The organism is Pseudomonas eutrophicaquae, from assembly GCF_023544715.1.
In the GTDB taxonomy this organism is placed as follows: Bacteria; Pseudomonadota; Gammaproteobacteria; order Pseudomonadales; family Pseudomonadaceae; genus Geopseudomonas.
In genome coordinates, this window is the sequence record NZ_JAMJEZ010000003.1 from 139,724 (window position 1) to 160,797 (window position 21,074).

Sequence of the window (21,074 nt, forward strand, 5' to 3'; positions counted from 1 at the left end):
GCCGATAAGCCGGGAATAGAGTATGCGCGCGCAAGATCAGGGTCAGCCCTTCAGCCATCGGTGCCGGGTCTATTACGAAGACACCGACGCCGGTGGCGTTGTCTATTACGTCAATTACCTCAAATTCATGGAGCGCGCACGCAGCGAATGGTTGCGGGCGCTGGGTGTCGTGCAATCGCAACTGGCGCAGGAGAACATCCTGTTCGTGGTGCATTCTCTGGATACCCGCTACCTCGCACCGGCACGTCTTGACGATGCCCTGCAGGTCAGCGCCGAAGTGCTCGAGCTGAACCGTGCCAGCCTGATTTTCCGTCAGCAAGTGCGCCGCGTCGCGGATGACGTCCTGTTGTGCGAGGGGCGTGTCACCGTGGCCTGTGTGCGCGCCGACAGTTTCCGACCCCGGGCGATCCCCGCTGCCGTGCAGGCCGCCATCGCCGCCGGGTCCCTTCCCGCAGGAGAGTAAGCGTGCAAGCCAATGCCGTTGAGCATATGTCGATCTGGGGCCTGATCAGCGATGCGAGCATCGTCGTGCAGTTGGTGATGCTGGCGCTGCTTGCTGCTTCCATCACTTCCTGGGTGATGATCTTTCAGCGCAGCAACCTGCTGCGCGCTGCCAAGCGCAGTCTGGATGGCTTCGAGGAGCGCTTCTGGTCGGGGATCGATCTGTCCAAGCTGTATCGTCAGGCGGCCAGCGACCCGGACCCGGACTCGGGAACCGAGCAGATCTTCCGTGCCGGCTTCAAGGAGTTCTCCCGCCTGCGCCAGCAGCCGGGTGTCGATCCGGATGCGGTGATGGATGGCGTCAACCGCGCCATGCGCGTGGCCATTTCCCGTGAGGAAGAAAAGCTCGAACATGGCCTGCCTTTCCTTGCCACGGTCGGCTCGACCAGCCCGTATGTCGGTCTGTTCGGCACCGTGTGGGGGATCATGAACTCGTTCCTCGGTCTCTCCCAGGCCCAGCAGGCTACCCTGGCCACCGTGGCGCCGGGCATTGCCGAGGCGCTGATCGCCACCGCCATTGGCCTGTTTGCGGCGATTCCGGCGGTGGTGGCTTACAACCGCTTCTCGGCGCGCGGTGAGCTGTTGATCAACCGTTATTACACCTTTGCCGACGAATTCCAGGCCATCCTGCACCGCAAGGTGCATGCCAGCGACGAATGATGCGTGACCCCGGCGCCCGTCGGGTGCGCCGGGGTGCCGGAACTCCTACAGGTTCGAGACCAGATGGCCAGAATTCGCAACAGACGCAAGCCAGTCGCCGAGATGAACGTCGTGCCCTACATCGACGTCATGCTGGTGCTGCTGGTGATCTTCATGGTGACCGCGCCGATGCTCAATCAGGGTGTCAAGGTCGATTTGCCCAAGGTCAGCAGCGAGGCGCTGCCCCAGGACAACAACGCCCAGGTGCTGACCATTTCCATCAAGGCAGACCGCACCTATTACTGGAACATGGGCAGTGAGGTCGATACTGATACGGTGCAAGACCGTGCGCTGACCCTTGAACAGATGACTCAGGCGGTCACCGCGATCCTCAGCCAGGGCCGCAGCCAGGGCAAGCAGATCCAGGTGTTTGTCCGCGGTGACCAGGCGGTCGACTACGGCGCCGTGATGCAGGCGATGGGCGGTCTGCAGCAGGCCGGTGTCGGCAATGTCGGTCTGATCACCGAGGCACCCTGATGCGACTGCCGATGCGCTCCCCCTCGGAGGGCTACTTCTGGCCGACCCTCTGGGCCGTACTGCTGCACGTGCTGATTGCCGTGCTGCTGTTCGTCAGCTTCAGCTTTGCGCCTGAGCTCCCGCCGGCGCGCCCGATCGTGCAGGCGACGCTCTATCAGTTGCAGTCGCAGAGCCAGGCCACGGTGCAGACTAATCAGAAGATTGCTGGTGAGGCCCGCCAGACCTCCGCGCCGCAGTATCAGCCGGATCAGCAGGAACAGCGCCGCCAGGCACAGGAAGCCGCCGCGCGTGCGGCGGCAGCCAAGGCCGCCGAAGCGAAGCAGCAGGCCGCGGCCAAGGCTAAGGCCGAGGCGGAGGCGGAAGCGCAGAAAAAAGCTGAGGCGCAGAAGCAGGCACAAGCGGAGGCCCAGAAGAAAGCTGAAGCGCAGAAAAAAGCCGAAGCCGAGAAAAAAGCCGAACAGGCCGAGCTGGCTCGCAAGAAAGCTGCTGAAGAAGCGGCCAAGAAGAAGGCCGCCGAGGAAGCCGCCAAGAAAAAGGCCGCTGAAGACGCCGCGAAGAAGAAAGCGGCTGAGGAGGCGGCGAAGAAAAAAGCTGCCGAAGAGGCCGCCAAGAAGAAGGCGGCTGAGGAAGCCGCGAAGAAAAAGGCTGCGGCGGAAGCGGCCAAGAAGAAAGCCGCTGAAGAGGCTCGCCAGAAGGCCGCCGCCGATGCCGCGCGCGCGCGCAAGGCTGAAGAGGACAAAAAGGCCGCCGCCCTCGCAGAGCTTTTGTCGGATAACGTGCAGCGTCAGCAGGCGCTGGCCGACACCGTGGGCAACCAGGTGGCCGGCAGTCTGGATGATCTGATCATCAACCTGGTCAGCCAGCAGTGGCGGCGTCCGCCGTCGGCGCGTAACGGCATGAGCGTCGAGGTGCTGATTCAGATGCTGCCGGATGGCACCATCACCAATGCCCGGGTCAGTCGCTCCAGTGGCGATGGTCCCTTCGACAACTCGGCGGTCGCGGCTGTACGTAACGTGGGTCGCATCCCGGAAATGCAGCAACTGGATCGCGCGACCTTCGACCGTATGTACCGGCAACGTCGCATCATCTTCAAACCGGAGGATTTGAGCCTGTGAATACCCTGATTCGCCTCGCCCTGCTGGGGCTGGTCATGCTGAGCGGCATGGCCCAGGCGGCTGACCCGCTGGTGATTTCCAGTGGTACGGACCGTGCCACACCGATTGCCGTGGTGCCCTTTGGCGGCGCAGGTGCTGGCCTACCGGAGGACATGGCGCAGATCATCGGCAGCGACCTGCGCAACTCCGGTTATTTTGAGCCGATTCCGCCGCAAAACATGATCAGCCGGCCCAGCCAGCCGGGTGAGATCATCTACCGCGATTGGCAGGCGTTGGGCGCTCAGTATGTGCTGATCGGCAATGTCCAGCCGGGCGGGGCGGGTGTGCAGATCCAGTATTCGCTGTTCAATGTCACCACCCAGCAGCAGGTGGATGCCGGCAACGTCTCGGGCAGCACGGCGCAGCTGCGCGACATGGCGCATTACATCGCCGATCAGGCCTTCGAGAAGCTCACCGGGATCAAGGGCGCTTTCTCGACCCGTCTGCTGTATGTCACCGCGGAGCGCTTTGGCGCCAACAATACCCGCTACACCCTGCAGCGCTCCGACTATGACGGTGCGCGGGCTGTGACATTGCTGCAGTCCCGCGAGCCGATCCTCTCGCCGAGCTTTGCCCCGGATGGCCGGCGGATCGCCTATGTCTCTTTCGAGCAGCGTCGTCCGCGCATCTTCATTCAGCACATTGATACGGGCCGCCGCGAGCAGGTCACCGACTTTGAGGGCCTCAATGGTGCGCCGGCTTGGTCGCCGGACGGTGGACGCCTGGCCTTTGTCCTGTCCCGCGATGGCAATCCGGAGATCTATGTCATGGACATGGGCAGCCGCCAGCTGCGCCGCGTGACCAGTCACCCGGCGATCGATACCGAGCCGTTCTGGGGCAAGGATGGACAGACGCTGTACTTCACCTCTGACCGGGGCGGGCGTCCGCAGATCTATAAAACCAGCATTCACGGTGGCGGTGCCGAGCGGGTCACGTTTGTGGGCAATTACAACGCCAATCCCAAGCTGTCCGCCGATGAAAAGACCCTGGTGATGGTGCACCGTCAGGACGGTTTCACGGTGTTCCGCGTGGCCGCTCAGGACCTGCAGCGTGGCACGGTGCGCGTGCTGTCTGCGCAGACCAGTCTGGATGAGTCGCCCACTGTTGCGCCCAATGGCGCCATGCTAATCTACGCCACCCGCCAGCAGGGCAGGGGAGTCTTGATGCTCGTGTCCACCAATGGTCGCGTGAGGCTCCCGCTTCCTGTTGCTCAAGGCGAAGTCCGAGAGCCTTCCTGGTCCCCCTACCTGAACTGATGCGGTTTTTAACTGTAGTACCAAACACACCTGTGGGGTTTTAGGAGTTACATGATGGAAATGCTGAAATTCGGCAAATTTGCTGTGCTGGGCCTGGCCATGGCAGTTGCCGTTGGCTGTTCGTCCAAGGGCGGTGATGCGGCGGGCGAGGGTGCCGTGGACCCGAATGCGAGCTACGGCTCCGATGTGAATGCACGTGCCATGGATAACGGCCTGAGCAGCGAAGAAGCGGCTCTGCGCGCCATCACCACCTTCTACTTCGAGTACGACAGCTCCGACCTGAAACCGGAAGCCATGCGTGCCCTGGACGTACACGCACGTGATCTGCAGGCTAACGGTGCCCGCGTCGTGCTGGAAGGCCACGCTGACGAGCGCGGTACCCGCGAGTACAACATGGCCCTGGGCGAGCGTCGTGCCAAGGCTGTGCAGCGTTACCTGGTGCTGCAGGGTGTCTCCCCGGCCCAGCTGGAGCTGGTGTCCTACGGTGAAGAGCGTCCGTCCGTCATGGGCAGCGGCGAGGGTAGCTGGGCGCAGAACCGTCGCGTCGAACTGCGCAAGTAAGCCGTCATGCTCAGGTTCCCCCGTCATTTCATCCTGAGTGCCTTGCTGGTCAGCCCGCTCACGCTGCAGGCCCAGCAGGTTCCGGTTACTGATGTACAGGGCGGCTACTACCCGCCCGCCGGCCAGGGCATGGCGGGTGGAGCCTATGTGGGGGGCGCTGCGGCGCCCGTCACAGCACAGGGCGAGCTGTTCATGCAGCTGCAGCAGCTGCAGGAAGAGACCGCCCGGCTGCGCGGTATGCTCGAAGAGCAGCAATACGAGATTCAGCGCCTCAAGCAGGAAGGGCTGGAGCGTTACCAGGATCTGGACAGTCGTCTTTCTGCCGGTGCAGCCGCGCCGGCGCCGCTGGACCCGGCAGCGCCAGCGCCTGCGGCTACGGAGGCGGGTACCGCCACTGCGCCAGTGGTGGCAGCGCCCGGTGATCCGGCCAAAGAAAAGCTCTTTTATGATGCGGCGTTCGACCTGATCAAGGCCAAGGATTTTGCCAAGGCGGATCAGGCGTTCACGGCCTTTCTCGGCCGTTACCCCAACAGCCAGTATTCAGCCAATGCCCAGTACTGGCTGGGTGAAGTCAAGCTGGCCCGTGGTGATCTGGCCGCAGCGGGTCAGGCGTTTGCCCGTGTGGCGCAGGCCTGGCCGCAGCACCAGAAGGTGGCAGATGCCATGTATAAGCTGGGGGATGTCGAGCGTCGTCTCGGTAACCGTGACAAGGCCCGCGCGGCATTCCAGCAGGTGGTCACCCGTTATCCGGGCAGCTCCGCCGCTCAGCTCGCGCAGCGTGAGCTGACCCGCCTCTGAAGCGCGTCCGCTGTCGAAGAACCCGCGCCTGGCGCGGGTTTTTTCGTTACACTGGCCGCCCTCCTTTTTCAGCAACGGAGGCGGTTGGCCTGTTCCGCCATCACGCCCGGTGCCTATGAATCGAACCTTGCGAATTACCGAAATCTTCTACTCGCTGCAGGGCGAGACCCGCACGGCTGGCCTGCCGACCGTGTTTGTGCGCCTGACCGGCTGCCCGCTGCGCTGCCACTACTGCGATACGGCCTATGCCTTCAGCGGTGGCGAAACCATGACCCTCGAGCAGATCCTGGCCCAGGTGGCCCGCTACCGTCCGCGCTATGTCTGCGTGACCGGCGGCGAGCCTCTGGCGCAGCCGAATGTCATCCCGCTGCTCAGCGCACTCTGTGATACCGGGTATGAGGTGTCGCTGGAAACCAGTGGCGCGCTGGATATTGCCCCGGTGGATCGGCGGGTCAGTCGGGTGGTGGATCTGAAGACGCCGGCCTCCGGTGAGCTGGGGCGCAATCGCTACGAGAACCTGGCCGAGCTGACCCCCCATGATCAGGTCAAGTTCGTCATCTGCTCCCGTGAGGATTACGACTGGGCGGTCTCCAAGCTGATCGAATACCGTCTGGAGCAGCGTGCCGGTGAGGTGCTCATGTCGCCCAGCCATCGCCAGCTCGATGCCCGTGCGCTGGCGGACTGGATCGTGGCGGATAATCTGCCAGTGCGCCTGCAACTGCAGTTGCACAAGTACCTGTGGAATGACGAGCCCGGCCACTGATCGCGAGGATTTTGACATGACAGACAAGAAGGCCGTCATCCTGCTCTCCGGGGGCCTTGATTCGGCCACCGTGCTGGCCATGGCGCGTGCCGAAGGCTATGCCTGCTACACCATGAGTTTTGATTATGGGCAGCGGCATCGTGCCGAGCTGCAGGCGGCTGAGCGCGTCGCGCACCAGCTGGGCGCCGTGGAGCACAAGGTGGTTGGCATCGACCTCAACGGGATTGGCGGCTCGGCGCTGACCGACAGTTCGATCGCCGTCCCCGAGCAGGCCAGCGAAGGTATCCCGATCACCTATGTGCCGGCGCGCAACACCTTGTTCCTGTCGCTGGCGCTGGGCTGGGCCGAGGTGCTGGGTGCCCGTGACATCTTCATCGGCGTCAATGCGGTGGATTACTCCGGTTATCCGGACTGTCGCCCGGCGTTTATCGAGGCCTTCGAGCGGCTGGCCAATCTAGCGACCCGCGAGGGGATCGAGGGTCAGGGCTTTAGGATCCGTGCGCCGCTGCAGTTTCTGTCCAAGGCAGAGATCATCCAGGCGGGGATCGAGCGCGGTGTGGATTTCGCGCTGACGGTGTCCTGCTATCAGGCTGATGCCGAAGGGCGGGCCTGTGGTCGCTGCGACAGCTGCCGGCTGCGTGCCGCCGGCTTTGCCGCGGCCGCGGTGGCGGATCCGACCCGCTACGCCTGAAATTTCTTTCGTGAGGTGTTGTATTTACCTTGGAAATCAGTAATATACGCCTCGCGTTGGGTCGTTAGCTCAGTGGTAGAGCAGTTGGCTTTTAACCAATTGGTCGTAGGTTCGACCCCTACACGACCCACCACTTTCCCCTCTGATTCATCACGAATCACTCCCCTGTGTAATCCCGTCTGGTGTTCTGGAACGGGTCTATACTCCGGTTCCCGCACCCAGCTTTGAGGTGCCGTGAACATGACACAGATCCCCGAACGTCTCCTGGTCCAGGCTCATCTGGATGCCAAGCAACCGCGTATTCTGACCGAGCAGGAAATCGCTGATTATCGTCAGGCCATTGCCGCTGAACTCAAGGCGCGTGATGCGGTACTGGTTGCCCACTACTACACCGATCCGCTGATCCAGGCGCTGGCCGAGGCAACCGGTGGCTGTGTGGCGGATTCACTGGAAATGGCGCGCTTTGGCAGTCAGCACCCGGCCTCGACCATCGTGGTGGCGGGCGTGAAGTTCATGGGCGAGACCGCCAAGATCCTCAATCCGGAAAAGCGCGTGCTGATGCCGACACTTGAGGCCACCTGCTCGCTGGATCTGGGCTGCCCGGTCGAGGAGTTTTCCGCCTTCTGTGACCAGCATCCCGACCGTACCGTGGTGGTCTATGCCAACACCTCGGCGGCCGTCAAGGCACGGGCTGACTGGGTGGTCACCTCCAGCTGTGCCCTGGAAATCGTCGAGAGCCTGATGGACAACGGCGAGAAGATCCTCTGGGCGCCTGACCAGCATCTGGGGCGCTATATCCAGAAGGAGACCGGGGCTGACATGCTGCTCTGGGAGGGCTCCTGCATCGTTCATGAGGAGTTCAAGGCCCGTCAGCTGCACGATCTCAAAGCGCTTTATCCAGATGCCGCCGTGCTGGTACACCCGGAGTCGCCCGAGGCGGTGATCGAGCTGGCCGATGCGGTGGGCTCCACCAGTCAGCTGATCAAGGCCGCCCAGACCCTGCCCAACAACATCTTCATCGTGGCGACCGACCGCGGCATCCTCTACAAGATGCAGCAGTTGTGCCCGGGCAAGTCCTTTATCGAGGCGCCGACGGCCGGGCAGGGCGCAACCTGCCGTAGCTGTGCGCATTGCCCGTGGATGGCGATGAATACCCTCGAGCGTACCCTGCAGTGCCTGCAGACGGGCAGCAACGAGATTCAGGTGGACCCGGCCTTGGTGCCGCGTGCCGTGCGGCCGTTGCGCCGCATGCTGGACTTCACGCAGGCCCTGCACCTGCAGCAGCACGGCAACACCTGAGCCGCGGCGCCCTCACGGGCCGCGTGATGGTATGTGGCCTGCTCAAGGGGCTGGCCAGTGCCCCTTGTGGCGGTCAGCCACACTTCTTTAGCGCAGCAGACCTTCCACCGCGCGCTGCTCGGCCTGCAGCGCGTCATAGCGGGCGTCGATGCGCGCTGCCAGCGGGAAGTTGCTGGCGGCCCGGCGCCGGGCAAAGTCCAGCTGCTCAAGCGCCTGCGGGTAATCGCCGACCAGGGCAAAGTACTCGGCGCGCGCCTGATGCACGCCAATGATGTTCCCGGACAGGCCGCGGGTTTCCGCCTGCAGGTACCACAGCGCGCTATCCCCCGGTCGGTCGGCCAGCAGGGTATCCAGGGTGCGCTCGGCTTCACGCACCTGGCCCTGCTTGAGCTGCAGCTGTGCCTGTTGTCGGCGCAGCGGGTAGCTGGAGGGCTGGCGGGCCAGCAGGCGATTCAGGCGCTGCGCGGCGTCTGTCAGGCGGTTGCCAGCGATGTCCAGCTCGATCAGGGCCAGATGGTAGAGCGGCTCCTCGGGGCTTTCGCTGAGCAAGGTCTGCAGCTCGCGCCGCGCCTCGGCCGACTGCCCGGCGCGGCTGTGGGCCAGTGCCAGGCCATAGCGGGCGGCCGCATCCTGGGCATTCTCATCAAGGCGAGCGCGAAAACGCCGCAGCGCAAGGCCAGGGGTGGTCTCGTAATGCAGCTGCAGGCGGGCGCGCATGCGCTGGTACTCCAGGCTGTCCTGCCGGCCGCTGGCGGGCAGCTGCTCGGCGCGGTTGCGCGTGTCCGCCACCCGTGACTCGCTGAGCGGGTGGGTGAGCAGAAACTCCGGCGGCACCCGGCTGTAGCGGTACTGGCGCACCAGGCGCTCGAACATGTCCGGCATGCTGCGCGGGTCAAAGCCGGCCCGCTGCAGGTTGAGCAGGCCGATGCGGTCAGCCTCCTGCTCGTTCTGCCGCGAGAAGCTGCGCTGTGCCTGAATGGCCGCTGCCTGGGTCGAGGCGATGGCTGCGATGCCGGCATCGCCAGCGCCGGCCGCCGCGGCGACCACGCCGGCCAGCATGGCGGCCATCAGTGGCACCTGCAGGCGGCGCTGCTCCTCAAGGCCGCGTGCAAAGTGCCGCTGCGAGAGGTGCGCCAGTTCGTGGGCCATCACCGAGGCGTATTCACCTTCAGTCTCGGCATGCAGAAACAGCCCGCCATTCACGCCGACCACCCCGCCAGGCACTGCGAAAGCGTTGAGCTGCGGACTGTCCAGCAGCACGAACACCAGACGGCGATCCTCCAGCTGGCTGGTTTCGGCCAGCCGGTAGACGCTGCGCTCGACGTAGTCGCTCAGCAGTGGATCATCCAGCGTGCGCACCTGGCCGCGCAGCATGCTCAGCCAGGCCCGGCCGAGCTGGTGTTCCTGCTCGGGCGAGACGATCGCCGAGCTGGCATCGCCCAGAGAAGGCAATGGGCTGGCCGGCAGCGGTGTCGCCAGCAGGCAGGCCAGCGCCAGCAGGGCAGGACGTAGATCGGGCATGATGAAGCCGCTCACAGAAAGGCAGACCGCTACTCTAGCCCTAGTCATTGGCGGCTGGCCAGTCAGGGGGGGCTTGGGTATGCTGCGCCGATTTGCGGGGATGCATGATGAGCGAGACTGAGCGGCCACTGCCGCCTTTTGATGCCGAGCTGGATGCGCGGGGGCTGAACTGCCCGCTGCCGCTGCTCAAGGCCAAACTCGAGCTCAACCGCCTGCCCAGCGGGGCGGTGCTCAAGGTGTTGGCCACCGATGCCGGCTCCCAGCGCGACCTGCGAGCCTTCGCCCGGCTGGCAGGGCATCAGCTGCTGCACGAGGATCAGCTTGAGGGCTGCTTCCGCTACTGGCTGTGCAAGGCCTGAAGGCGCTGCGCAACCTGCTTGGGATGGAGTGAGGAATACCGATGCTTTCGGTCGTGCGTGACTGGTTCTACCGCTATCTCTCCGATGAAGAGGCCGTGGTACTGGGCGTGATCCTGGTGCTGGGTTTTAGCGCGATTCTCACCCTGGGCGGTATGCTGGCGCCGGTGCTGGCCGGGCTGGTGCTGGCCTTTCTGATGCAGGGGCTGGTCGGGACGCTGGAGCGCCTGAGAGCGCCCCACGGGCTGGCGGTCTGGACGGTGTTTGCGCTGTTCGTCGCGGCGCTGGCGGTGGTCTTGCTGCTGCTGGTGCCCTTGTTCTGGCGGCAGCTGTTGACCCTGTTCAACGAGCTGCCGCGCATGCTGGGTGAATGGCAGAGCATGCTGTTGCTTCTACCTGAGCGCTATCCGCAACTGGTCACCGAGGAGCAGATCCTGCGCGGCATCGAGGCGGCGCGCGGCGAGCTGGGCCGGGTTGGCCAGTGGCTGCTGTCCTGGTCGCTGGCCAGTGTGTCGATTCTGGTCACCATGATGATCTACCTGGTGCTGGTGCCGATCCTGGTGTTCTTCTTCCTCAAGGATCGCCAGCAGATCGTGCGCTGGTTCATCGGTTATCTGCCCCGGCAGCGCGGTCTGATGACCCGGGTCTGGCAGGAAATGAACCTGCAGATTGCCAACTACATCCGCGGCAAGGTGATCGAGATCGTCATCACCGGCGGGGTCACCTACGTGGCCTTTGCCGTGCTCGGCCTCAACTACGCGGCATTGCTGGCGCTGCTGGTCGGCTTGTCCGTGGTGGTGCCTTATGTCGGGGCGGTGGTCGTTACGGTTCCGGTGGCGCTGATCGGCCTGTTTCAGTGGGGCTGGGGCGATCAGTTTATCTACCTGATGCTCGCTTACGGGATCATCCAGGCGCTGGATGGCAACGTGCTGGTGCCGCTGCTGTTCTCCGAGGCGGTCAACCTGCACCCGGTGGCGATCATCTGCGCGGTGCTGCTGTGTGGCGGGCTGTGGGGGTTCTGGGGGGTGTTCTTTGCCATCCCGCTGGCCACCCTGTTCAAGGCGCTGCTCAACGCCTGGCCGCGGCGGGTGCGCGACAGTCTGTCAACGCAAGACTGAGGCGCCGCTGCTCAGCAAAACCCCGCCATCTGGCGGGGTTCGTCTAATTACTCTCCGGCGTGTAGGGCGCGGGCTGCGTCGAGTACCGCTTCGGCATGCCCGGGTACCTTGACGCCCCGCCACTCGTGGCGCAGCACGCCCTGGGCGTCGATCAGGAAGGTGCTGCGCTCGATGCCCAGGTACTCCTTGCCATAGAGTTTCTTCGGCTTGATCACCGCAAACAGCTGGCAGAGCTGCTCATCGGCATCGCTGATCAGCTCGAAGGGGAAGCCCTGCTTGGCCTTGAAGTTTTCATGGGTGCGCAGGCTGTCGCGCGAGACGCCGAAAATCTGCGTGTTGGTGGCAGCAAAGGCGTCATGCAAGTCGCGGAAGTTCTGCCCCTCGGTCGTGCAGCCCGGGGTGTTGTCCTTGGGATAGAAGTACAGGACCACCTGGCGACCGAGCAGGGCGTCACGGTTCAGGTGCTGGCCGCTGGTGGCTGAAACCTGGAAGTCCGGGGCGGGGGTGTCGAGGGCTACGGACATGGCGAGAGCTCCTTGTAACGGGGTCAGAGATTCTGCGGCCGCCACGGCTCGAGCAGGGCGTCCAGGTTGAGGGCTTCGGCAAAGTCGAGGAACTGGTCGCGCAGCCAGCTGATCTGGGTGCCCGGCGGGAGGGTCACGGTGATGGTGGCATTGAGCAGCGCTGCACCGGTCTGCGGCGCCTCGAAGGTGTCGCAGACCAGGTTCTCAAGCTCCACCTGATGATCGCGGAAGAACTGGCACAGCTCCCCCAGGATGTCCGGGCGATAGGCAGCGCTGACGTAGGCCACATAAGGCAGGGCATTGGGGCGCGGATCGGCCGCGGCACTGCGCAGGGCGTTGATGCTCAGCTGATGGCGCTTGGCCAGGGTCGGCAGGCTGGCTTCAAGGCGCGCCAGTCCATCCCAGCCGCCGGTCACCTGCAGGATCAGCGCGCTGTATTCACCGTGACGGCTCAGGCGGCTGCTGACCACATTGCAGCGGCACTCCATGCAGGTGCGGCACAGGAGGCTGGCCAGTTCGGAGGGCGAGGTGCCCATGGCACTGATCACCAGGGACTGTTCACGGGGAGGGGTAACGGACATGCGTGGTTCCTGCAGCTAAAGAGTGCCGACAGCCGGGTGTCGACAGGGTGCGAAAGGGTAGCGAAAAGCGCTGCCAAGGGGAATGCCTGCACCGGGATGGCCCGCTTGTGCAAGCCTGGAGCCATCAGTACCATGGCGGCTTTCTCTATTGCGAGTGGCAGGGGTGGTTGCATGATTTCCGGCAGCATTGTGGCATTGGTTACGCCCATGGATGCACAGGGCGCCCTGGATTGGGAGAGCCTGACCCAGCTGGTGGATTTCCATGTTCGCGAGGGCACCCACGCCATCGTTGCGGTCGGCACCACCGGTGAGTCGGCGACTCTGGATGTCGATGAGCATGTGGCGGTGATCCGCCATGTGGTGCGCGAGGTGGCCGGGCGCATTCCGGTGATTGCCGGCACCGGCGCCAACTCGACCCGCGAAGCTATCGAGCTGACCGCCTCGGCCAAGGCCGCGGGCGCAGATGCCTGCCTGCTGGTCACTCCCTACTACAACAAGCCGACCCAGGAAGGCCTGTACCTGCACCACAAGGCCATCGCCGAGGCGGTGGCCATTCCACAGATCCTCTACAACGTACCCGGGCGCACCGCCTGCGACATGCTGGCGGATACCGTGGCGCGCCTGTCTTCTGTGCCCAACATCATTGGCGTCAAGGAGGCCACCGGCAACCTTGAGCGTGCCCGTGAGGTGCTGGACAAGGTCGCAGCGGATTTCCTGGTCTACTCCGGTGACGATGCAACCGCCGTCGAGCTGATGCTGATGGGCGGCAAGGGCAACATCTCGGTGACCGCCAACGTCGCCCCGCGCGCGATGAGCGAGCTGTGCGTGGCGGCCATGCGCGGTGACGCGGAGACGGCGCGTGCCATCAACCAGCGCCTGATGCCGCTGCACCAGCAGCTGTTCTGCGAAGCCAACCCGATCCCGGTGAAGTTCGCCCTGCATGAGATGGGCCTGATTCCGGCCGGCATTCGTCTGCCGCTGACCTGGCTCAGCCAGGGCTGCCATGAGCCGCTGCGCCAGGCCATGCGCCAGTCCGGTGTACTGGCCTGATCGACGGAGAACATGCATGAAGCGACTGGCCGGTTTTTCCGTCCTTGCCCTGACCCTGGCAACCACCAGCGGCTGCGGCTGGCTGTGGGGTGAAGAGGGCTATTTCCGCGATCGCGGCAGCGATTACCTGACGGCGCGTGAAACACCGCCGATGCAGGTGCCCGAGGATGCGCGTACCCGCCGCCTCGATCCACTGCTGCCGGTGCCCCCGGCGATTGCATTGCCTGAAGGGCGCACCGCGTTTGAGATTCCGCGCCCGCAAGCGCTGGGTATAGATGCCCAGGCGGGTGCCTTCAGCCTGCAGACCAGTGGCGAGCGCCGCTGGCTGCTGGCGCAGATTCCTCCCGCTCAGGTCTGGCCGCAGGCGCGCGCTTTCTTCGATGAGCTGGGCCTGCCGGTGGCCAGCGAGCGCCCCGAGCGCGGTGAGCTGATCAGCGCCTGGAGCGTCTTGCCGCGCGGCTTCCAGCGTCACCTGCGTGACGAGAGCGCCGAGGCCAGCCTTCGCCTGCGCATCGAGCCGGGTGTACAGCGCAACAGCAGCGAAATCTTCCTCGCCAGCAACCTACGCCCTGCCGGCAGTGTCGCCGTGCCCGAATGGCCGCGCCGCTCGCCCGCCCCGGCGCTGGAGCATGCGCTGCTCGAGCAGCTGCTGGAGCACCTCAACAGCGATGCGGGACGTGCCAGCAGTGTGTCCTTGCTGGCCGAGCGCCGCTTTGATGCCCCGTCACGGGTGCGTCTGGCCAATGATGCCAACGGGCAGCCGCTGCTGCTGATGGTCACCGATACCGACCGGGCCTGGTCGGCCCTGGGCCGTGCCCTGCAGGCCGCTGACATTCGCATTGATGACCTGGATCGCAGCCGCCGCCTGTACTTCATCGACCTGGCTGCCGACAGTGACGGACGTCCGGGCTTGCTCTCGCGCCTGCTCGGGCGTGGCGAGGAGCGTAGCGAGCGCTATCAGCTGAGCCTGACGCCGATGGCTTCGGGCGTGCAGGTCAGCCTGCGCGAGGACGCCGATACGCCGGCCCCGGCCGATGTGGCGCGCCGCGTGCTGTCTTTGCTGCAGGAAAAACTCAACTAAGCGAGCAGCCGCGACCACGACTGCCAGCGACGGGCGAAACCTCTGGGTTTCGCCCGTTCCTTTTCAGATACGGAACCGCCGACATGACGACACCCACCACCCTGAGCCTCAAGAAGATCTACTCGGGCAAGGTCCGCGACCTCTATGAAATCGACGATCAGCGCATGCTGATGGTGGCCAGCGATCGTCTGTCGGCGTTCGACGTGATCCTTGAGGAGCCGATTCCGGAAAAGGGCAAGATCCTCACCGCGATCTCTAACTTCTGGTTCGACAAGCTCAAAGATCTGGTACCCAACCACTTCACCGGCGACAAGGTCGAGGACGTGGTGCCCGCCGCTGAACTGCCGCTGGTAGAGGGCCGTGCGGTGGTGGCCAAGCGTCTTGCGCCGGTGCCGGTGGAGGCCATCGTGCGCGGCTACCTGGTCGGCTCGGGCTGGAAGGAATACCAGCAGAGCGGCACCGTCTGCGGCATCGCCCTGCCGGCCGGACTCAAGGAGGCGGCCCGTCTGCCTGAGCCGATCTTCACCCCCTCGACCAAGGCGGCGGTCGGTGATCATGACGAGAACATCTCCTTTGCCCAGTGCGAGGCGCTGATCGGCGCTGAACTGGCGGCCAAGGTGCGCGACACCGCGATTGCCCTGTACCGCGCCGCGGTCGAGTACGCGGCGACCCGCGGCATCATCATTGCCGATACCAAGTTCGAGTTCGGCCTTGATGAGAACGGCACCCTGACCCTGATGGACGAGGCACTGACCCCGGACTCCAGCCGTTTCTGGCCGGCCGACAGCTACGCCGAAGGCAGCAATCCGCCGAGTTTCGACAAGCAGTTCGTCCGTGACTGGCTGGAATCCACCGGCTGGAACAAGCAGCCGCCAGCCCCGGCCGTCCCGGCCGAGGTGGCGCAGAAAACGGCCGACAAGTACCGCGAAGCCCTGACGCGCCTGACCCGCTGAAACCCGTCAGCGCGCCAGCGGCGGATTCGGCAAAAAAGTGTCCGCAGGGCTTGCCAAGAGCGTTCAGGCTGTTATGATGCGCGCCGACTTGGGGGAGATGCCGGAGTGGTCGAACGGGACGGATTCGAAATCCGTTGTATCCGCGAGGGTACCTAGGGTTCGAATCCCTATCTCCCCGCCATATAAAACACAAAAGCCCCGGACTCCGGGGCTTTTGTGTTTCTAAGGGCTTTATCCCTGATCAGGGCAACTGCGTCGGCGCCGTGGTGCAAGACGCTGCAGCCCAAGCCGTGTGGCCTTCCTGAGCCTGGCGCTCAAAAGACTTCGAACAGGCCCTTGCCCGCCATGATGGTTTATACACACCTGGTCTCTGGTTTTTTTGCCGGCACCGGGCTGGTCAGTTATCTGGATCTGCGCGGCTGGGAGCTGGTGGGGCTGCTTGCCGGGGCGACGGCAGGGGCGCTGCTGCCGGACATCGACCATCCCAAAAGCTGGCTGGGTCGTCGTCTTCCGTTCATTTCACGGCCCATCGCGGCGGTGTTCGGGCACCGGGGGATCACCCACAGCCTGCTGGCTGTAGTCGGCCTGGCGTTGGCCCTGCACTATGGCTGGGCCCACGGGTATGTGGGGTCTGACGAGTGGGGGCTGGTCGCCGTGGGGCTGACGGTGGGCTATCTGAGTCACATCTTGGGCGACTTTCTCACCCACGGGGGCGTGCCCCTGTTCTGGCCCCTCAAGCGCCGCTTCTCGGCGCCGCTGACCTTCCAGACCGGCGGCGTGTTCGAGCGATTTCTCATGGTGGCCTTGCTGGGCGGCTCCTTCTGGCAGCTGATGACCCACTTTGTGCCGGGTTATGCACGGGCCATGCTGCATCATCTGGCTGCGCTGACGGCGGATGCGCTCAGCACATAGCCAACGGCACACCGCCCAGGCCAAGGCGCGAGGCGGTGTGCAGGGTCAACGAGTCCATCTTTAGCAGCAGCTGGCCGGCGTGCCGGGCGCACTGCGCTGATCGAAGGGCAGGGCCTTGCCGCAGCCCTGGAAGATGCCAAAGTGCCGGCTGAAGTCCCCGATGAACACAAAGTGTTCGGCAAAGCGGCTGTCCTTGAGCATGCGCCAGGTATTGCCACAGACTGGAAACACCCGGCCCGTCTCGATGTGGTGATGCTTGTCGAGGACGAAGGCGCTGGCCGCGCCGGGGATGCTGCCGCGATAGATCACAGCCTGGCCGTAGTCCTCGCAGGCCGGCTCCAGGCCGTCGAGCTTGAACAGCCGGTAGGTGGCGGAGAAGAAGCGCGCCTCGCCGAGCTTGTCTGCCAGTTGCGGGTCGTCGATGCTCAGCGGACGATCCTCGACCAAGCGCGGGTCGGCAAAGCCGTGGCGGCGCGCCAGATGCTCGAAGTCGTTCCAGTACAGCGCGCCGCCCAGGCATTCGCCATACAGCACCTCGTCCTCGCGCAGCGCCGGATCCAGGCGGCGATCGGCATAGACATCGCTGAAATACAGCTCGCCGCCTGGCTTGAGCAGGCGATAGGCCTCGCGCAGCACGCTGTCCTTGTCCGGCGACAGGTTGATCACGCAGTTGGAGACGATCACATCAAAGCTGGCATCGGCCAGCCCCAGCGCAGCGAGATCCTCGATATAGCCCTGGCGGAACGCCACGTTGGCGTAACCGAAGCGCTCGGCATGCTCATCGAGATGCGCCTTGGCCACCGCCAGCTGCTCGGCGGTCATGTCCACGCCCAGCACCTGCCCCTGTGCGCCGACCAGCTGCGCCAGCACATAACAGTCGCGTCCTGTGCCGCAGCCAAGGTCCAGCACCCGGCAGCCGTCCAGTAGCAGCGGGGCGACCAGCCCGCAGCCGTAGTAGCGGGCCAGCACTTCCGGGCTGACCCGCGCCAGCAGGGGCTTGAGCCAGGCGGGCAGGCTGGTGGGATCGCAGCAGGCGCTGGTTTTCAGGTCGCTGGTCTTTTGCAGGAGCTTGCCGTAGTAGTGCTGTACCGATTCGTGCATGGGTAACCTCGTGACAGGTGCCTTGGGTGAGCGGCTAACGATAGGTGATCTGCGTGCGCGATTGCAGCCGAGCGCCTGCCGCCGTGGCGTGCTGGCCGTCAAGCTGCAGGCTGGTGGAGACGCTGCGCCGCGGCTTTGGGAGGCGCGGCGGAGCAACCTGCCGACACAGGTTGCAGATTCTCCGTCCTATACCCTCCGTGGTATTTTTGCGGTCTTTCTTCCCAAGAGATTCGCCCGGTATGAAACCGCAGATCGCGCACTGGAACCAGCGTTACGACCGTGAAGACTACCTGTTTGGCACCGAGCCCAACGCCTTCCTGCAGCGCCAGCAGCACTGGCTGCAGCCGGGCATGCACGCGCTGTCCGTCGCCGATGGCGAGGGGCGCAACGGCGTGTGGCTGGCCGAGCAGGGGCTGGATGTACTGGCAGTCGAGGCGGCGCCGCTGGCGATTGCCAAGGCTTGCCATCTGGCCGCCGGGCGTGGCGTCAAACTGCGTCATGAGTGTGTGGACTTGCTCGAGTGGGACTGGGGCCGCGAGCGTTTTGACCTGATCGTGGGGATTTTCATCCAGTTCGCCGGCCCGGCGCTGCGCCAGCAGATGTTCGACAGCATGCAGCGGGCGCTCAAGCCCGGTGGCCTGCTGCTGCTCGAAGGCTATCGCACCGAGCAGCTGGCCTATGGCACCGGCGGGCCGCGCGATATCGACAATCTCTACACCGAGGCGCTGCTGCGCGAAGCGTTTGCCGATCTTGAGATCCTGCAGCTGGAATCCTATGACGCCGAAATCCACGAAGGCAGCGGCCATCACGGAATGTCGGCGCTGATCGATCTGGTGGCCCGCAAGCCGGTCTGAGTTCACGCGGGCTGGCGCGCCGGTACCGCCAGCATCCAGGCAAAGCCCCAGCACAGCGCCGCGGCGCCCAGCCAGAAGGCGCTGTGCAGGCTGCCGCCCTGAGCCAGCCACTGCCCGGTCAGCCAGGGCGCTGCCAGCTGGGCCACGCTGTAGAGGGCAATCAGCGCGGCCGAGAGGCGCGGCCCCTGATGGGGCTGCAGGGCGCGTCCCAGCCGCTGGGTGAGCAGCACGGTGCCGAGGAAGGTGCCGCCGACCAGCAGACCACAGAGCAGAATGCCCGGCGCCCCCGGCAACAGCAGCGCGGCCAGCACGCCGCCCAGCTGCACCAGATAGTTGAGCTGCAAGGCACGCTTGTCGCCCAGATGCGCACCGGCACGGTTCCACAGCCAGGGCGCCACCAGGGTCGCCAGTGCCACCACCAGCCAGCTGCCACTGACCAGGGGGCTGTCCGCACTCAGTTGCAGGCGGGCCAGCATCGGCAGAAAGGTCATCGGCAGGATGTAACCCATCCCCGCGCCGGCATAGGCGCAGAACAGCGGCAGGCTGTGGCGATCCAGCAGGCGTGAGCTGCTCGCCGCCGGAGTACTGCCGGAGGGATGATCCGGGGTATCCAGTCGTGACAGGCGATACCAGCCCCAGCCGGCCAGCGGCAGGCTGAGCAGGGCTGCCGGCCACCATCGGGCCGGGCCTTCCAGCCAGTCGGCACTCAGGCCAACCATCGCGCTGGACAGCAGCAAGCCGCCCCCCACGCCGAGATAAACCAGCCCGCTGGCCGCCGCCGCGCCCTGGCGCGACAGCCACTCGAGGATCAGCGCCGGTGCCTGGACAAACACCAGACCATTGCTCAGGCCATTGAGCAGGCGCAGCACGGCCAGCAGATCGGCGTCCTGGGTCTGGGTCTGCAGCAGGGTGGTCAGCACATGCAGCGCCAGCCCCACCGGCAGGCAGCGCCGGATCTGGCTCAAGCGGTGCCAGCGAATTGCCAGCAGCGCGCCGCCCAGATAGCCCAGGTAGTTCCAGCTGGCGATGTCCGCTCCCTGCTTGAGGGTCAGCAGGCCATCCTCGACCAGCCAGGGCAGCAGCGGGGTATAGATGAAGCGACCGAGGCTGTGTACTACCAGCAAGACGGCCGCACCGGCCAGCAGCACTGGCAGCAGGTTGGAGCGAATGACGGTCATGGCGATCCCTGAGGCCTGCACCGGGCAGGCGATTATTGTTGTTGTCTGGCCTGTGAGCTTAGGGAGTCGCTGGCGCTGCTGGCAAGGCGCCTGCCGGTTGCCGGCGTCCGCGCCAGAGCGCGGCCAGCAGCAGCAAGCTGACCGCAGCCCAGCCGAGCGCCTGGGTATTGAGCAGGGTTTCCTGCCAGAGCAGCACGATCAGGCCCATGCCCAGCAGGGCGCCGCATAGATTCAGCTCCAGACGCGGCCCGCGGCAGGGCTGCAGCAGCAGGGCCAGCGCCGGCAGCAGCAGCGCTGCGCTCGGGAAGCTGCGATAGCGCGGATCAAACACCAAGGCCAGCATCAGCCAGGTAGCCGCCAGCGCCACGGCCAGCGCGTAGCGCCCGGCCTGGCGCTGCAGGTGCTGCGAAAGGCGCGCTCGCCAGCCGCCAGACGGTGGATTGACGCCCAGCAGCAGCCGGGCGGCCAGCGGCAGGTTCAGCAGCGCCAGTGCGCCATGCCACAGCCATTCGCTGGCCTGGCGGCTGTCCAGCGTCATCTGCTGCAGCCACAGGCCGAGGCTGAGCGCCGCCACCCCCGCCAGCAGCGGGCTCTGCCAGGCGGCGGCCGGCCCGCGCGGGCGTCCGGCCAGCCACAGACCGGCGAGCAGCCAGGCCAGGCTGACCCACAGCCAGCGCGGCCAGTCCGGCAGGTTGGAGACCGCGCCGCTCAGGATGCCTTTGTCCTGACGGTGGGCATCATAGAGGCCCCAGTAGCCGCCGACTGTGCCTTCGCTGCGTCGCTTCCACGGCTGATCGAAGGCCTCGATCAGGTTGTACTGCCAGCCATGGCGCTCGGCCAGGGCGATGAAGCCGCGCACAAAACGCGCCTCGTTGACCCGGCTGGGCAGGGCATCCTCGCGCTGGCGCCCCTGGCTGGGCCAGCCGGTCTCACCGATGAACAGCGGTTTGGGCGCATACAGCGCGGTGAAGCGCGCATGTACCTGCTCGACTTCGTGCAGCGCGGCGTCGATCCCGGTGGGATCATCTTCCCAGTAGGGCAGCAGGTGGAGCGTGACAAAGTCCACCACCGGGCCGATCTGCGGGTAGCGCAGCCAGAACTCCCAGACTTCGGCATAGGTCACCGGCTGGCTGACCCGCTGCCCGACTTCCTCGATCAGCGCGCGCAGCCGCTCGGGCGTGCTGTCGCCGCGCAGCAGTACCTCGTTGCCGACAATCACCGCCTTGACCACATCGGGATGGGCATTGGCCGTCTGCACCAGGCCCTCGATCTCCTGGCGGGTTGCCTTGGGATCGGCGCTGACCCAGGCGCCGATCATCAGCGTCAGGCCATGCCGGCGGGCGATCTCGGGCAGCGCCTCCAGCCCGGTCACCGAGTAGGTACGCAGGCAGCTGAAGCGCTGGGCCAGCAGGGCAACGTCCGCCTCCAGCCGCTCGCGGTGGATGGTCAGCGGCAGATCGAACGGTGACTGGTCATGATCGAATGGGCTGTAGGAGGCGCATTGCAGGCGCTGATCCTCACCCAGTGCCGCCGGCACAAACTGTGGGCGCCCCAGGGTGTACCAGGCGGCCAGCAGCAGGCCGGAGACCAGCAGCAGGGTCAGAACATACAGGCCTGCAAGTGAGCGGCGCGCGGGCATCGAAGGG

General features: G+C 65.2%; 23 protein-coding genes and 2 tRNA genes. 19 read left to right on the forward strand and 6 right to left on the reverse strand.

Annotation, left to right across the window (positions count from 1 at the left end; translation table 11 throughout):
- The first annotated feature begins 22 nt into the window (after positions 1-22).
- From ybgC to nadA, 11 genes are all read left to right on the forward strand, one after another.
- Positions 23-463 (forward strand): tol-pal system-associated acyl-CoA thioesterase, encoded by a 441-nt coding sequence (gene ybgC / locus MXC11_RS02470; protein WP_250004758.1) that lies wholly within the window; start codon positions 23-25, stop codon positions 461-463.
- A 26-nt stretch (positions 464-489) separates the two neighbouring features.
- Positions 490-1,161: a protein TolQ gene (gene tolQ / locus MXC11_RS02475; RefSeq protein ID WP_284060339.1), complete on the forward strand. Its 672-nt coding sequence runs from the start codon at positions 490-492 to the stop codon at positions 1,159-1,161.
- A 63-nt stretch (positions 1,162-1,224) separates the two neighbouring features.
- Positions 1,225-1,677 (forward strand): protein TolR, encoded by a 453-nt coding sequence (tolR, locus tag MXC11_RS02480; protein WP_250004765.1) that lies wholly within the window; start codon positions 1,225-1,227, stop codon positions 1,675-1,677.
- On the forward strand, positions 1,677-2,792 hold the full coding sequence (tolA, locus tag MXC11_RS02485) for a cell envelope integrity protein TolA (RefSeq protein WP_250004780.1): 1,116 nt from the start codon (positions 1,677-1,679) through the stop codon (positions 2,790-2,792). The genes tolR and tolA overlap by 1 nt, the downstream gene beginning before the upstream one ends.
- Positions 2,789-4,087, forward strand: a complete 1,299-nt coding sequence (gene tolB / locus MXC11_RS02490; RefSeq protein ID WP_250004782.1) for a Tol-Pal system beta propeller repeat protein TolB — start codon at positions 2,789-2,791, stop codon at positions 4,085-4,087. The genes tolA and tolB overlap by 4 nt, the downstream gene beginning before the upstream one ends.
- Positions 4,088-4,141: 54 nt before the next feature.
- Positions 4,142-4,648 carry a peptidoglycan-associated lipoprotein Pal gene (pal, locus tag MXC11_RS02495; protein ID WP_250004879.1) on the forward strand — a complete coding sequence of 169 codons (507 nt, stop codon included), beginning with the start codon at positions 4,142-4,144 and terminating at the stop codon, positions 4,646-4,648.
- Between the two features lie 6 nt (positions 4,649-4,654).
- Complete coding sequence (gene ybgF / locus MXC11_RS02500) at positions 4,655-5,446, forward strand: tol-pal system protein YbgF (RefSeq protein ID WP_250004785.1); 792 nt, start codon at positions 4,655-4,657, stop codon at positions 5,444-5,446.
- A 115-nt stretch (positions 5,447-5,561) separates the two neighbouring features.
- Positions 5,562-6,209 (forward strand): 7-carboxy-7-deazaguanine synthase QueE, encoded by a 648-nt coding sequence (gene queE / locus MXC11_RS02505; RefSeq protein ID WP_250004788.1) that lies wholly within the window; start codon positions 5,562-5,564, stop codon positions 6,207-6,209.
- A 16-nt stretch (positions 6,210-6,225) separates the two neighbouring features.
- Entirely contained in the window at positions 6,226-6,900 is a 675-nt protein-coding gene (gene queC, locus MXC11_RS02510) for a 7-cyano-7-deazaguanine synthase QueC (protein WP_250004790.1), read from the forward strand.
- 58 nt (positions 6,901-6,958) lie between these two features.
- Positions 6,959-7,033: transfer RNA gene (locus MXC11_RS02515), tRNA-Lys, on the forward strand.
- A gap of 107 nt (positions 7,034-7,140) precedes the next feature.
- Entirely contained in the window at positions 7,141-8,199 is a 1,059-nt protein-coding gene (gene nadA, locus MXC11_RS02520; RefSeq protein ID WP_250004792.1) for a quinolinate synthase NadA, read from the forward strand.
- Positions 8,200-8,286: 87 nt separating this feature from the next.
- On the opposite strand, the gene MXC11_RS02525 is transcribed toward nadA, so the two are convergent.
- On the reverse strand, positions 8,287-9,720 hold the full coding sequence (locus MXC11_RS02525; RefSeq protein WP_250004795.1) for a M48 family metalloprotease: 1,434 nt from the start codon (positions 9,718-9,720) through the stop codon (positions 8,287-8,289).
- Between the two features lie 107 nt (positions 9,721-9,827).
- Between MXC11_RS02525 and MXC11_RS02530 the strand changes: the two genes are divergently transcribed.
- Both MXC11_RS02530 and MXC11_RS02535 read left to right on the forward strand, forming a co-directional pair.
- Positions 9,828-10,079: a sulfurtransferase TusA family protein gene (locus tag MXC11_RS02530; RefSeq protein WP_250004797.1), complete on the forward strand. Its 252-nt coding sequence runs from the start codon at positions 9,828-9,830 to the stop codon at positions 10,077-10,079.
- Between the two features lie 41 nt (positions 10,080-10,120).
- Entirely contained in the window at positions 10,121-11,194 is a 1,074-nt protein-coding gene (locus tag MXC11_RS02535) for an AI-2E family transporter (RefSeq protein ID WP_250004799.1), read from the forward strand.
- 47 nt (positions 11,195-11,241) lie between these two features.
- Here the strand turns inward: MXC11_RS02535 and MXC11_RS02540 are convergent, their stop codons facing one another.
- Positions 11,242-11,718, reverse strand: a complete 477-nt coding sequence (locus MXC11_RS02540; RefSeq protein WP_250004801.1) for a peroxiredoxin — start codon at positions 11,716-11,718, stop codon at positions 11,242-11,244.
- Between the two features lie 23 nt (positions 11,719-11,741).
- Entirely contained in the window at positions 11,742-12,299 is a 558-nt protein-coding gene (locus MXC11_RS02545) for a glycine cleavage system transcriptional repressor (protein ID WP_250004803.1), read from the reverse strand.
- 171 nt (positions 12,300-12,470) lie between these two features.
- On the opposite strand from MXC11_RS02545, the gene dapA reads away from it, so the two are divergent.
- From dapA to MXC11_RS02570, 5 genes are all read left to right on the forward strand, one after another.
- Complete coding sequence (gene dapA / locus MXC11_RS02550) at positions 12,471-13,349, forward strand: 4-hydroxy-tetrahydrodipicolinate synthase (protein ID WP_250004805.1); 879 nt, start codon at positions 12,471-12,473, stop codon at positions 13,347-13,349.
- Between the two features lie 16 nt (positions 13,350-13,365).
- Complete coding sequence (gene bamC, locus MXC11_RS02555; protein WP_250004808.1) at positions 13,366-14,430, forward strand: outer membrane protein assembly factor BamC; 1,065 nt, start codon at positions 13,366-13,368, stop codon at positions 14,428-14,430.
- An 83-nt stretch (positions 14,431-14,513) separates the two neighbouring features.
- Complete coding sequence (locus MXC11_RS02560) at positions 14,514-15,383, forward strand: phosphoribosylaminoimidazolesuccinocarboxamide synthase (RefSeq protein WP_250004811.1); 870 nt, start codon at positions 14,514-14,516, stop codon at positions 15,381-15,383.
- A gap of 91 nt (positions 15,384-15,474) precedes the next feature.
- Positions 15,475-15,564 (forward strand) — tRNA-Ser (locus MXC11_RS02565).
- 164 nt (positions 15,565-15,728) lie between these two features.
- Positions 15,729-16,295: a metal-dependent hydrolase gene (locus MXC11_RS02570; RefSeq protein WP_250004813.1), complete on the forward strand. Its 567-nt coding sequence runs from the start codon at positions 15,729-15,731 to the stop codon at positions 16,293-16,295.
- Between the two features lie 60 nt (positions 16,296-16,355).
- On the opposite strand, the gene MXC11_RS02575 is transcribed toward MXC11_RS02570, so the two are convergent.
- Positions 16,356-17,396, reverse strand: a complete 1,041-nt coding sequence (locus MXC11_RS02575; RefSeq protein ID WP_250004816.1) for a methyltransferase domain-containing protein — start codon at positions 17,394-17,396, stop codon at positions 16,356-16,358.
- 239 nt (positions 17,397-17,635) lie between these two features.
- Here MXC11_RS02575 and MXC11_RS02580 point away from each other — a divergent pair, with 239 nt between their 5' ends.
- Positions 17,636-18,250: an SAM-dependent methyltransferase gene (locus MXC11_RS02580; RefSeq protein WP_250004818.1), complete on the forward strand. Its 615-nt coding sequence runs from the start codon at positions 17,636-17,638 to the stop codon at positions 18,248-18,250.
- Positions 18,251-18,252: 2 nt separating this feature from the next.
- Here the strand turns inward: MXC11_RS02580 and MXC11_RS02585 are convergent, their stop codons facing one another.
- On the reverse strand, positions 18,253-19,428 hold the full coding sequence (locus MXC11_RS02585; RefSeq protein ID WP_250004820.1) for a YbfB/YjiJ family MFS transporter: 1,176 nt from the start codon (positions 19,426-19,428) through the stop codon (positions 18,253-18,255).
- Between the two features lie 58 nt (positions 19,429-19,486).
- Entirely contained in the window at positions 19,487-21,067 is a 1,581-nt protein-coding gene (locus tag MXC11_RS02590) for a glycoside hydrolase family 17 protein (protein ID WP_250004822.1), read from the reverse strand.
- Positions 21,068-21,074 lie beyond the last annotated feature (7 nt).

Excerpts from the sequence above, each read along its gene's own strand:
- ybgC (WP_250004758.1), top strand. The coding sequence starts at position 23 with ATGCGCGCGCAAGATCAGGGTCAGCCCTTCAGCCATCGGTGCCGGGTC.
- tolQ (WP_284060339.1), top strand. The coding sequence starts at position 490 with ATGTCGATCTGGGGCCTGATCAGCGATGCGAGCATCGTCGTGCAGTTG.
- tolR (WP_250004765.1), top strand. The coding sequence starts at position 1,225 with ATGGCCAGAATTCGCAACAGACGCAAGCCAGTCGCCGAGATGAACGTC.
- tolA (WP_250004780.1), top strand. The coding sequence starts at position 1,677 with ATGCGACTGCCGATGCGCTCCCCCTCGGAGGGCTACTTCTGGCCGACC.
- pal (WP_250004879.1), top strand. The coding sequence starts at position 4,142 with ATGGAAATGCTGAAATTCGGCAAATTTGCTGTGCTGGGCCTGGCCATG.
- ybgF (WP_250004785.1), top strand. The coding sequence starts at position 4,655 with ATGCTCAGGTTCCCCCGTCATTTCATCCTGAGTGCCTTGCTGGTCAGC.
- queE (WP_250004788.1), top strand. The coding sequence starts at position 5,562 with ATGAATCGAACCTTGCGAATTACCGAAATCTTCTACTCGCTGCAGGGC.
- queC (WP_250004790.1), top strand. The coding sequence starts at position 6,226 with ATGACAGACAAGAAGGCCGTCATCCTGCTCTCCGGGGGCCTTGATTCG.
- nadA (WP_250004792.1), top strand. The coding sequence starts at position 7,141 with ATGACACAGATCCCCGAACGTCTCCTGGTCCAGGCTCATCTGGATGCC.
- MXC11_RS02525 (WP_250004795.1), bottom strand. The coding sequence starts at position 9,720 with ATGCCCGATCTACGTCCTGCCCTGCTGGCGCTGGCCTGCCTGCTGGCG.
- MXC11_RS02530 (WP_250004797.1), top strand. The coding sequence starts at position 9,828 with ATGAGCGAGACTGAGCGGCCACTGCCGCCTTTTGATGCCGAGCTGGAT.
- MXC11_RS02535 (WP_250004799.1), top strand. The coding sequence starts at position 10,121 with ATGCTTTCGGTCGTGCGTGACTGGTTCTACCGCTATCTCTCCGATGAA.
- MXC11_RS02540 (WP_250004801.1), bottom strand. The coding sequence starts at position 11,718 with ATGTCCGTAGCCCTCGACACCCCCGCCCCGGACTTCCAGGTTTCAGCC.
- MXC11_RS02545 (WP_250004803.1), bottom strand. The coding sequence starts at position 12,299 with ATGTCCGTTACCCCTCCCCGTGAACAGTCCCTGGTGATCAGTGCCATG.
- dapA (WP_250004805.1), top strand. The coding sequence starts at position 12,471 with ATGATTTCCGGCAGCATTGTGGCATTGGTTACGCCCATGGATGCACAG.
- bamC (WP_250004808.1), top strand. The coding sequence starts at position 13,366 with ATGAAGCGACTGGCCGGTTTTTCCGTCCTTGCCCTGACCCTGGCAACC.
- MXC11_RS02560 (WP_250004811.1), top strand. The coding sequence starts at position 14,514 with ATGACGACACCCACCACCCTGAGCCTCAAGAAGATCTACTCGGGCAAG.
- MXC11_RS02570 (WP_250004813.1), top strand. The coding sequence starts at position 15,729 with ATGATGGTTTATACACACCTGGTCTCTGGTTTTTTTGCCGGCACCGGG.
- MXC11_RS02575 (WP_250004816.1), bottom strand. The coding sequence starts at position 17,396 with ATGCACGAATCGGTACAGCACTACTACGGCAAGCTCCTGCAAAAGACC.
- MXC11_RS02580 (WP_250004818.1), top strand. The coding sequence starts at position 17,636 with ATGAAACCGCAGATCGCGCACTGGAACCAGCGTTACGACCGTGAAGAC.
- MXC11_RS02585 (WP_250004820.1), bottom strand. The coding sequence starts at position 19,428 with ATGACCGTCATTCGCTCCAACCTGCTGCCAGTGCTGCTGGCCGGTGCG.
- MXC11_RS02590 (WP_250004822.1), bottom strand. The coding sequence starts at position 21,067 with ATGCCCGCGCGCCGCTCACTTGCAGGCCTGTATGTTCTGACCCTGCTG.